Source organism: Streptomyces sp. WM6378 (assembly GCF_001279695.1).
Lineage (GTDB): Bacteria > Actinomycetota > Actinomycetes > Streptomycetales > Streptomycetaceae > Streptomyces.
Genome location: NZ_LGDD01000322.1, coordinates 54,552 through 65,159 on the forward strand (window position 1 = coordinate 54,552; position 10,608 = coordinate 65,159).

The 10,608-nt window shown below is 70.1% G+C and carries 8 protein-coding genes; 6 read left to right on the forward strand and 2 right to left on the reverse strand.

The window, feature by feature from the left end; all coding sequences use genetic code 11:
• Window positions 1-320 precede the first annotated feature (320 nt).
• The 3 genes from ADK54_RS33915 to ADK54_RS33925 all read left to right on the forward strand — a co-directional run bounded on the left by ADK54_RS33915 (window position 321) and on the right by ADK54_RS33925 (window position 4,874).
• Entirely contained in the window at window positions 321-1,973 is a 1,653-nt protein-coding gene (locus tag ADK54_RS33915) for a PQQ-binding-like beta-propeller repeat protein (protein ID WP_234392315.1), read from the forward strand.
• Window positions 1,974-2,019: 46 nt separating this feature from the next.
• Window positions 2,020-3,858 (forward strand): PQQ-binding-like beta-propeller repeat protein, encoded by a 1,839-nt coding sequence (locus ADK54_RS33920; RefSeq protein ID WP_053729629.1) that lies wholly within the window; start codon window positions 2,020-2,022, stop codon window positions 3,856-3,858.
• Window positions 3,859-4,202: 344 nt separating this feature from the next.
• Window positions 4,203-4,874 (forward strand): helix-turn-helix transcriptional regulator, encoded by a 672-nt coding sequence (locus ADK54_RS33925; protein WP_053729630.1) that lies wholly within the window; start codon window positions 4,203-4,205, stop codon window positions 4,872-4,874.
• A 358-nt stretch (window positions 4,875-5,232) separates the two neighbouring features.
• On the opposite strand, the gene ADK54_RS33930 is transcribed toward ADK54_RS33925, so the two are convergent.
• Window positions 5,233-5,511 (reverse strand): hypothetical protein, encoded by a 279-nt coding sequence (locus ADK54_RS33930; RefSeq protein WP_053729631.1) that lies wholly within the window; start codon window positions 5,509-5,511, stop codon window positions 5,233-5,235.
• 16 nt (window positions 5,512-5,527) lie between these two features.
• Window positions 5,528-7,198, reverse strand: coding sequence for a sodium:solute symporter family protein (locus tag ADK54_RS33935; RefSeq protein WP_053729632.1), 1,671 nt, complete (start codon window positions 7,196-7,198; stop codon window positions 5,528-5,530).
• A 228-nt stretch (window positions 7,199-7,426) separates the two neighbouring features.
• Here ADK54_RS33935 and galT point away from each other — a divergent pair, with 228 nt between their 5' ends.
• The 3 genes from galT to galK are packed head-to-tail and all read left to right on the forward strand — an operon-like array spanning window position 7,427 to window position 10,585.
• Window positions 7,427-8,482: a galactose-1-phosphate uridylyltransferase gene (gene galT, locus ADK54_RS33940; protein ID WP_053729633.1), complete on the forward strand. Its 1,056-nt coding sequence runs from the start codon at window positions 7,427-7,429 to the stop codon at window positions 8,480-8,482.
• Complete coding sequence (galE, locus tag ADK54_RS33945; RefSeq protein ID WP_053729634.1) at window positions 8,479-9,447, forward strand: UDP-glucose 4-epimerase GalE; 969 nt, start codon at window positions 8,479-8,481, stop codon at window positions 9,445-9,447. The genes galT and galE overlap by 4 nt, the downstream gene beginning before the upstream one ends.
• Window positions 9,440-10,585, forward strand: coding sequence for a galactokinase (gene galK / locus ADK54_RS33950; protein ID WP_053729635.1), 1,146 nt, complete (start codon window positions 9,440-9,442; stop codon window positions 10,583-10,585). The genes galE and galK overlap by 8 nt, the downstream gene beginning before the upstream one ends.
• The last annotated feature ends 23 nt before the right edge of the window (window positions 10,586-10,608 follow it).

Sequence of the window (10,608 nt, forward strand, 5' to 3'; positions counted from 1 at the left end):
CCCTTACGAACGTCTTGCGGCGCTTGCGTAGAGACGGCGTACAGAGTCAGTAACGGCGGCATTACGGGCCGGTTCTCCCTTGGGAACAGGGGTGACCGGCCCGTGGCGCGTAGTGCTCCGAGTGATAGAAAGTAGCTCCGTTCGACTGACGTAAAGACGCAAAGACGCAAATTCGGGGGTATCTCGCTGTGACTCAGCCGCCCAGTTCGCAACCACCACAGGGTGGCTTCGGAGCACCGCAGGACAAGCCTCAGGGACCGCCGGCCCAGCCGCCGCAGATGCCGGCCGCGCCGCCCTCCCCGCCCGCGCAGCCGCCGCAGATGCCGCCGACTCCACCGACCGGAGCGCCCGGCTACGGCTATCCGCAGACGCCCCCGCAGCAGCCTGGTTACGGCTACCCGGGCCAGCCCCCGACGGGCCCCAACCCGTATGCGCAGACCCAGCAGGGCGGCTACGGCTACCCCGGTCAGCCGCAGTACCCGGGCGCCCCGGTGCCGCCGCAGGGCGGTGGCAAGAACCCGTTCAAGGGCAAGCCCGGGGCGATCGTGGCCGCGGCGGTCGCGGGCCTCCTGGTCATCGGCGGCGGCGCCTACTTCATATTCAACGGCAGCAGCAGCGACGGCAAGAAGCCCGTCGCCGACAAGAGCCATGGCGCACAGCCCTCCGGTTCGCCCTCCGTCGACAAGGGCAACGGCAAGGGCAACGGGGGCAGCGACTCCGACGACATCAACGCCGGGATCAAGGACGGCGAGGCGCGGGCCTGGCTGCACGAGAACGAGACCGCGCTGACCCAGAACGGCGCCGAGCAGTACGGCCCCTGGCGCCTGGGCGACGTCGTCGTCAAGGCCATGTACAAGGAGGTCGTCGGCTACGCCGTGGCGGACGGCAAGGAAAAGTGGAAGGTGTCCCTGGACACCCCCATCTGCGGCGCCCCGCACGACACCACCGCGGACGGAAAGATCGTCTTCGGCGTCCAGGAGAACAACACCAAGGACGCCAAGTGCAACCAGCTCCAGATGGTCGACCTGGCCGCGGGCAAGGCGGGCTGGAAGGCGCCGGTGCCGTCCGAGAACGCCTTCGACATCATGGTCAGCTTCGACATGGCGATCAGCGGGAACACCGTGGCGCTGGCCCGCATGGGCGGCGCGAGCGGCTTCTCCGTCACGGACGGCAAGAAGCTGTACGGCACCCCGAAGACCGGTAACTGCCGCTCCGACGCGTTCGCGGGCGGCCCCAAGCTGATCTCCGTGGGCACCTGCAGCGACCCGAACAACACCAGCATGGACGCCCCGCAGTCGGAGCTCCTGCAGGAGCTGGACCCGGCCACCGGCAACCCCAAGTGGAACTACCAGTACGACAAGGGCTGGTCGATCCGCCGCGTCTACTCGATGGACCCGCTGGTCGTCTACGCCACCAACAAGGACAAGAAGACGTGGAACATCTCCACCTTCACCCCTGACGGCAAGGTCCGCTCGCAGGTCGACTCCAAGTCCCAACTGACCGCGAACTGCAGCGGGTTCGGCATCGTCGACCGCCAGCTCCAGGACTGCTCGGGCACGGCCGCCGACGCCAACACCCTCTACATCTCCACCGAGGGCAAGGACGCCGGCGAACTCGGGGTCGGCCGCAGCAACGACGTGGTCGCCATCGACCTCGGCACAGGCAAGGAGAAGTGGCACGCGGCCGCGCCCAAGGGCCGCATGATGGAGCCGCTGGCCGTCGAGGGCGGCAAGGTCGTGGTCTACATCGAGCCCGGCATCGACGACGCGGGGGCCGCGATCGCGACCCTGCCGCCGACCGGCGGCACCCCGACGATCACGCTGCAGAGCCCGTCGGCGGCTGCCAGCACCGAGCAAGCCTTCTTCAGCCCCCGCATGGCGTGGGCGGGCGGGCGCGTCTTCCTCCTCAACGGGCGAGTGAACAGCCCCAAGGCCGACAAGAAGGACAACTCGATCCTGTCCTTCGGCAAGTGACGCCCCAACTCCCCGTCCCCGCCTTCCAGTCAGAGGTCTCCCCGGCATGAGCCAGCCACCCCAGCCACCATCGCAGCCCCCGCAGCCCGAGGACACACCCAAGGGCTTCGGCGCCCCGCAGCAGCCCCCGGCCCCCGGGTTCGGCGCGCCCCAGGAGCCGGCGGCGCCCGGCTTCGGCGCGCCCACTCCGCCGCCGCCCGCAGGACCGCCGAGCACCCCGCCGCCCGCGGCGGCCCCGGCGTACGGCTACCCGCAGGCGCCCGGGCAGCAGCCCGGCTACGGCTACCCGCAGACCCCGCCCCCGCAGCAGCCGGGCTACGGGTACCCGGGCCAGCCGCAGCAGCCCGGTTACGGATACCCGACGCCGCAGGCCGCCACCCAGCCGATGCAGCCGCAGTACGCGACGCCGGGCGCGCCCGTGCCCGGCGGTCAAGGCGGCGGCAAGAAGCTCAACACGCAGATGACGATCATCATCGCGGCGGTCGTCGCGGTGGGCCTGATCGTCGGCGGCGGCATCTGGTACGCCGGCAAGGACGACGGCAAGAGCGACGCCAAGCAGGGCGACACCGGAGGCGCCAAGGGCGACGGCGGCAGCGCGACCGGAGGCGGCGGCAAGGAGAAGGTCCCCGCCAACACCGCCGGCAAGGTGCTCTTCCAGACCCCCCAGCCCAAGGTCACCGACCTCACCTCGGTGCACGGCTCCTGGCTCACCGACAAGGTGTACGCCAAGTCGGGCGTCAAGGAGATCGTCGGCTACGACCCGGTCAAGGGCACCCAGCTCTGGAAGCTCCCGCTGACCGGCAACGTCTGCGAGTCCACCACGCACGTCTCGGCCGACGGCAAGACCGCGTTCGCCTTCGAGAGCCAGGAGGCCGGCGCCAAGGTCGCCTCCTGCACCGAGGTCGCCGGCCTCGACCTCAACACCGGCAAGCTGCTGTGGCAGGCGGACATCAAGGGCGCCAACGGCGACCGCAAGACCCGCTTCGACGAGGTCACCCTGGGCGCGGGCACCGTCGCCGCGGGCGGCCTCGACGGCGGCGCGGCCTGGGACCTGAACACCGGCAAGGAACTGTGGAAGCCCACCACCACCGCCGACCAGTGCAAGGACGTCGGCTACGGCGGCGGTGACGCGCTCGTGGCGGTCCGCAAGTGCGGCGACTACGACAAGCCCACCATCAACATCCAGACGCTCGAACCCAAGTCGGGCCAGCCGGTCTCGACGTACAAGATGGTGCCCGGCGTCCAGTACGCCCACATCGTCTCCACCAGCCCGCTGGTGCTCGCCGCCGACGTCGGCGAGAGCGCGGGCGACGGCAGCGGCATCTCGGACTTCTTCTCCGTCGACGCCAAGACCGGCAAGCTGCTCGCCCGCATCCCGGCCCCCGGCGACAAGTACGCGGCCAGCTGCGACGGCACCTCCGTCGAGAAGTGCAAGATGGTCGCGGCCGGCAACGGCAGGCTGTACGTGCCGACCGAGCAGCACGAGAACGCCGCCGGCTCCAGCTCGGTGGGTCGCACCAACGAGATCGTCGCCTTCGACCTCACCACCGGCCAGCCCGTGCCCGGCAAGGCGGACGCGGGTGACGGCTACACGCTGTACCCGATGCGCATGGACGGCAACAACGTCATCGCGTACAAGGACGCCCCGTACGACAAGGGCACCCAGGTCGTCAGCATCGACGGCGGCAGCCTCAAGTCGACGCTGCTCCTGGAGAACCCGGCCGACCGTGCGGTCCGCGACGCGATCACGTCGTTCTCGCCGAAGTACTCCGAGATGCTCTACGGCAACGGCCGCCTGTACCTGGGCGCGGTGCTCCTGAGCAAGCCGTACTCGGCGAGTGACGCCGACAAGAAGTTCCTGTTCATGGCGACCGGCACCAGCTGAGGCGCGGGTCTTGCGAAGGCCCCGGCGGCGGAGAACGAACTCCGCCGCCGGGGCCTTTCCCTTTTCCCGGGCCCCGTTTCGGCCATCTGCTCCCTCGCAGGTCGGGGGCGTGCAGGAGGTTCGGAACGGGCTGAGTTTGCTTCATCCGCCTCCCCTCCTTCTTCCTCAACCGGGCCTGAATGCCGGAGAATTCGGCATTCCGGGGGCTTCTTACCGGTAACGGGCGCGCGGCGTCGAACAAGCGTGTAGCTTGCCGGGGCAAGAGGGGCCGGGGACCGGGGGGTCCGAGTGGGCTGCCCTCAGCTCGTAGAGCTGGGGAGAGTCCAGGGGATGGGGGTAGCTCGATGGGCGTGCGGCTCATGGTGGTCGACGACCACCGGCTGCTCGCCGAGGCACTCGCCTCGGCGCTGAAACTGCGGGGCCACCGGGTGCTCGCCGCGGCGGCTCCGGTCGCCGGGGCCGCCGAACTGGTGGTGAGCCGGGCGCCCGAGGTGTGCCTGCTCGGCACGGCCTCGCCCGCCGAACCGGGGGTGTTCGACCCGATCGTACGGATCAAACGGGAGCGGCCGCAGGTGGCCGTGGTGGTGCTCGGCCCGGTGCCGAGCCCGCGCGGCATCGCGGCGGCGTTCGCGGCGGGGGCCTCCGGCTATGTACGACACGACGAGCGCATAGAGGGCGTCGAACGGGCGATGGTGAAAGCGAGGGCCGGCGAGGCGGCGGTGGCTCCGCAGCTGTTGCAGGGCGCGTTCGCCGAACTCCTCAACCCGGCGGCCCAGCCCGACGACGAGGGCCAGCGCCTCCTCCAACTGCTGACCCCCCGCGAGGTGGAGGTCCTGGTCAGGGTGGCGGACGGCGAGGACACCCGGCTGATCGCGGCGGGCATGGGAATAGCGCCCTCCACCGCGCGGACCCACGTCCAGCGGGTCCTGATGAAGCTGGGGGTGGGCTCCCGCCTGGAGGCGGCGGCGCTGGCCGCGCGAACGGGCCTACTGGACCGGGTCACCCCGAGCCAGTGAACACACCCCCTGGGGCTCCGCCCCAGACCCCGGGATGCCCCACCCCACCCCTTCCCGCTGTGACACTCTGCGGCTCCGCCGCGTGGCCTCCGGGGGTGGGTGGGTCGACTGCGGCCCGGCGGTCGTTCCTGGGGCTCTGCCCCAGACCCCGTTCGCGCCTTGAGGGCGCTCGTCCTCAATCGCCGGACGGGCTGAAGGTGGGCGTACGTCCGTGGTCCCCTGACGGGCTGAAGATGCTCGGCGCTGCCAGGGTCGACGCCGCTAGGGGCGCGGGGCTGTGACACTGTGCGGCTCCGCCGCGCGGGCGCGACCAGCCACGCACGGCCCGCACCCAACCACCTCCACCCCGCAGAACGCGCTACTCCCCGGACGTCGGCGTAGGCGGAGCCGTAGGCCGCAGTTTCAGCCACACCAGGAAGAACACCCCCAGGGCCAGCATCCCCAAGCCCGTCCAGAGGTTGATGTTGACTCCCTGCGCCTTCTTCAGATCCGCGTCGGACGCGAAGACCCCCGCCCCGCCGACAATCACCCCGTACAGGGTGAACAGCCCGCCGATGATCCGGCGGATGTCGAACAACCGGGCCGCCGACGCCGACTTCCGCTCCAACTCGGAGACTTCGCGCTGCAGTTCAGACATTTAAAGGGACCTCCGGTCAGAACGAGTAGGGCACGTAGCAGAGCGCGGCCAGCGCGATCGCGCCCCAGCCGAGCAGGGCGGGCCGGCGGTACCAGGCGGCGTCGCCCTCGGCGGGCGGCTCCTCGACGCCGGGCGACTTCGTCCCGTAGACCAGCCCCGCCAGCTCGGAGGCCGGTTTCGGATCCGTGAACAGCGTGACTACGACCATCACCACCGCACCCGCCGCGAAGCCGACGATCGCCGAGACGAAGTTCGCGCCCTGGTCGGTCGGGATGGACACGACACCCTGCTTGTAGATCCAGAAGTAGTTGACCATCGCCGCCGTGGTGCCCGCGAACAGCCCCCACACCCCGGACTTCACCGACGCCCGCTTCCAGAACATCCCGATCACGAACACCACGAACATCGGCACGTTGAAGAAGGAGAACAGCGTCTGGAGGTAGCCCATGATGTTGGAGAAGGACGAGGCGATGAACGCCGTGCCGATGGACGCCAGAACCCCGATCGCGGTGATCAGGCGCCCGAACCGGAGGTAGTAGCCGTCCGGCTGGTCCTTCTTCACGTACTTGGCCCAGATGTCGTACGTGAACACGGTGTTGAAGGACGACACGTTCGCCGCCATGCCCGCCATGAACGCCGCGAGCAGACCGGTCACCGCGATGCCGAGCACGCCGTTGGGCAGCAGCTCCTGCATGAGCATCGGGATCGCGTCGTTGTACGTCAGGTCCGAGCCCGCCGTGCCGATCTTCGGCACGAGCACGGCCGCGACCAGGCCGGGGATCATGACCAGGAACACGATGAACATCTTCGGGAACGCGGCGATCAGCGGGGTCCGCCGGGCGGCGCTCAGGTTCTTCGCGGACAGCGCTCGCTGCACCTCGGCGAAGTTGGTCGTCCAGTAGCCGAAGGACAGCACGAAGCCGAGCCCGAGCACGATGGTCAGCCAGTTCGCGCCCAGCGGGTTGGCCTGGCCGATGCCGGTGCCGCCCCACGCGGACAGGAAGTTGTCGCCGTGGCTGGTCTTGAGCGAGCTCGTAAGGCCGTCCCAGCCGCCGACCCGCTTCAGACCCAGGATGGTCAGCGGTATGAGCGCGGCCAGGATCACGAAGAACTGGAGCACCTCGTTGTAGATCGCCGAGGAGAGTCCGCCGATCGTGATGTACGCGAGCACGAACAGCCCGGCGACGACGATCGCCACCCACTGCGGCCAGCCGAGCAGCGCCTCCACGACGATCGACAGGGCGTACAGGTTGACGCCCGCGATCAGCACGGCGGCGAACGCGAACAGCACCGAGGCGAGCAGGTGCGCCGACTTGTCGAAGCGCTGGAGCAGGAACTCCGGTACGGAGCGGACCTTCGACCCGTAGTAGAAGGGCATCATCACGAGTCCGAGAAAGACCATCGCCGGGATCGCGCCGATCCAGTACCAGTGCACGACCGCGACGCCGTACTGGGCGCCCGTCGCGGACATGCCCAGGATCTCGGTGGCGCCGAGGTTGGCGGCGACGAAGGCGAGCCCGGTCACCCAGGCCGGCAGCGACCGGCCCGACAGGAAGAAGTCGAGGCTGGTCTTCACGCTGGCGCGGGCGGCGAAGCCGATGCCCAGAACGACGATGAAGTAGATCGCCAGAATCGTGTAGTCGAGCCCGTTGGTGGGGAGCCGTAGCCCCGCGGCCAGGTATTGCATGCGTACTCGCTTCGTCGCGCTTACTGATCCGGACGGGAACCTACGCCTCCGTGTTCAGAAACTGAACAGTTTTGATGAGATTGTTTGTTTGATTGTGATCGAGCGTGGATCGCCGCCGGAGCTGCCGCCGTACTTGATCATCCATAGCAACCGCTTGCACGCCCATTGACGGAGCCTGTTGGCTTGTGGTTTGTTGTGTGCGGTTCTGTTGGATGGTGGAGGTTGCAGGTGAAGAAGACGTCGACCCGGCTCGCCGACGGTCGTGAGCTGCTCTACTACGACTTGCGGGACGACCTCGTTCGGGACGAGACGGACCGCCGCCCCCTCGACCCGGTCTCGACCGCGTCCGAGATCCGCCGCGACCCGCTGCTCGGCGACGCCGTGGCCATCGCCTCCCACCGCCAGGGCCGCACCTACCACCCGCCCGCCGACGAATGCCCGCTCTGCCCGTCGCGCGACGGGCGCCTCAGCGAGATCCCGGCCGCCGACTACGACGTCGTCGTCTTCGAGAACCGCTTCCCCTCGCTCGCGGGCGAATCCGGGCGCTGCGAGGTCGTCTGCTTCACCCCCGACCACGACGCCTCCTTCGCCGACCTCACCGAGGAGCAGGCCGCGCTCGTCCTGGAGGCCTGGACCGACCGCACCGCCGAACTCGCCGAACTCCCGCAGGTCCAGCAGGTGTTCTGCTTCGAGAACCGGGGTGCCGAAATAGGCGTCACCCTCGGCCACCCGCACGGTCAGATCTACGGCTACCCCTTCACCACCCCGCGCACCGCCCTGATGCTCCGCTCGCTCGCCGAGCACCGCGAGCGCACGGGCGGGCGCAACCTCTTCGACGACGTGGTCGAGCGGGAGCTCGCCGACGGTGACCGGGTGGTCCTCGACGGCGAACACTGGGTGGCGTTCGTGCCGTACGCCGCGCACTGGCCGTACGAGGTCCATCTGCACCCCAAGCGGCGCGTCCCGGACCTGCGGGAGCTCGACGAGGGTGCGCGCACAGAGTTCCCACAGGTGTATCTGGAACTCTTGAGGCGATTCGACCGGATCTTCGGCCCCGACGAGCCGCCCACCCCCTACATCGCCGCCTGGCACCAGGCGCCGTTCCGGGGCGAGGGCGCCGCCGACCGTGCGGAGTTCGGGCTCCATCTTGAGCTTTTCACCATCCGACGCACTTCCGGCAAGCTGAAGTACCTCGCCGGTTCCGAGTCCGGCATGAGCGTGTTCATCAATGACGTGCCGCCGGAGGCCGCGGCCGAGCGACTGCGAGAGGCGGCAAGCAAGTGAGCAAGTACTTGGTGACGGGCGGTGCGGGGTACGTGGGCAGCGTGGTGGCGGCCCACCTGGTCGAGGCCGGCCACGAGGTGACCGTCCTGGACGATCTCTCCACGGGCTTTCGCGAGGCGGTCCCGGCGGGCGCCGAGTTCATCGAGGGCCGTATCCAGGACGCGGCCAAGTGGCTGGACCCCTCCTTCGACGCGGTGCTCCACTTCGCGGCGTTCTCGCAGGTGGGCGAGTCGGTGGTGAACCCGGAGAAGTACTGGTCGAACAACGTGGGCGGCACGATGGCGCTGCTCTCGGCGATGCGCGAGGCGGACGTCCGCACGCTGGTCTTCTCCTCCACGGCCGCGACCTACGGCGAGCCGGTCTCGACCCCGATCACCGAGACCGACCCGACGGCCCCGACCAGCCCGTATGGCGCGTCCAAGCTGGCGGTCGACCACATGATCGCGGGCGAGTGCACGGCCCACGGCCTGGCGGCGGTGTCGCTGCGCTACTTCAACGTGGCGGGCGCGTACGGGAGTTGCGGCGAGCGCCACGAGCCGGAGTCGCACCTGATCCCGCTGGTGCTGCAAGTGGCGCTGGGGGAGCGGGAGTCGATCTCGATCTACGGCGACGACTACCCGACCCCCGACGGCACTTGCGTCCGGGACTACATCCACGTGGCGGACCTGGCGGAGGCGCACCTGCTCGCGCTTGACGCGGCGACGGCGGGCGAGCACCTGGTCTGCAACCTGGGCAACGGCAACGGGTTCTCGGTCCGCGAGGTCGTGGAGACCGTGCGCAAGGTGACGGGGCACCCGATCCCGGAGGTCGTCGCGGGCCGGCGCGGCGGCGACCCGGCGGTCCTGGTGGCCTCCGCGGCGCGCGCCCGCGAACGCCTGGGCTGGCAGCCCGCGCGCGCCGACCTCGCCAAAATCGTGGCGGACGCCTGGGCGTTCGCGCGGCGGACGGAGCACGCGGGTGAGTGAAGTGGCCGCCGCCTTCCGGGAGTTGTACGGGTCGGAGCCGGACGGGGTGTGGGCGGCGCCCGGCCGGGTCAACCTCATCGGCGAGTACACCGACTTCAACGAGGGCTTCGTCATGCCGCTCGCCCTGCCGCACACGGCGGTGGCGGCGGTGGCCCGGCGGGCGGACGGGGTGCTGCGGATCCACTCGGCGGACATCGGGGGCCCGCTCGTGGAGCTCCGGATCGACGAGCTGGAACCGCTGTCCGGCGCGGGCTGGGCGGCGTACCCGGCGGGCGTGGTGTGGGCGCTGCGACAGGCGGGCCACGAGGTGACCGGCGCCGACATCCACCTGACGTCGACGGTACCGACGGGCGCGGGCCTGTCGTCGTCGGCGGCACTGGAGGTGGTGACGGGCCTGGCGCTACGAGACGTATTCCAACTCCAGCTGTCCATGGAGGAGTTGGCCGGCCTGGCGCAGAAGGCGGAGAACTCCTTCGTCGGGGTCCCGTGCGGAATCATGGACCAGACGGCGTCGGCGTGCTGCACGGAAGGCCACGTGCTGCACCTGGACGCGCGGGACCTGAGCCGACGCCAGATCCCGTTCGACCTACCGGCGCACGGACTGCGGCTCCTGGTCGTGGACACCCGCGTGAAGCACGCGCTGGGGGACGGCGCGTACGCCGAACGGCGCGCCGGCTGTGAGCGGGGCGCGCGGGAGCTGGGTGTACGGACCCTGCGCGAGGTCCCCTTCGCGCAACTCCACTCTGCGCTGGTCCAGTTGTCGTCCCCGGCCGTACGGGACTACGTACGGCACGTGGTGAGCGACAACGAGCGGGTGGAGCGGGTGGCGGCGCTGCTGGCGGCGGGCGACGTCCGGGGCGTAGGCCCGGTCCTGACCGAGGGCCACGCTTCCCTGCGGGACGATCTGCGGGTGTCCTGCGCGGAGCTGGACCTGGTGGTCGAGACGGCGGTAGCGGCGGGGGCGCTGGGTGCGCGCATGACCGGCGGGGGTTTCGGCGGCTCGGCGATCGTACTGCTGGAGGAGGCCGAGCTGGGCCCGGTCACGAAGGCCCTGGTGACAGCCTTCGAGGGGGCCGGCCTGACCCGCCCGAGGATGTTCGAGGCGGTGCCGTCGGAGGGGGCGCGGCGGGTGGGGTGAGGGGGGCTTTCCCCCACCCCGCC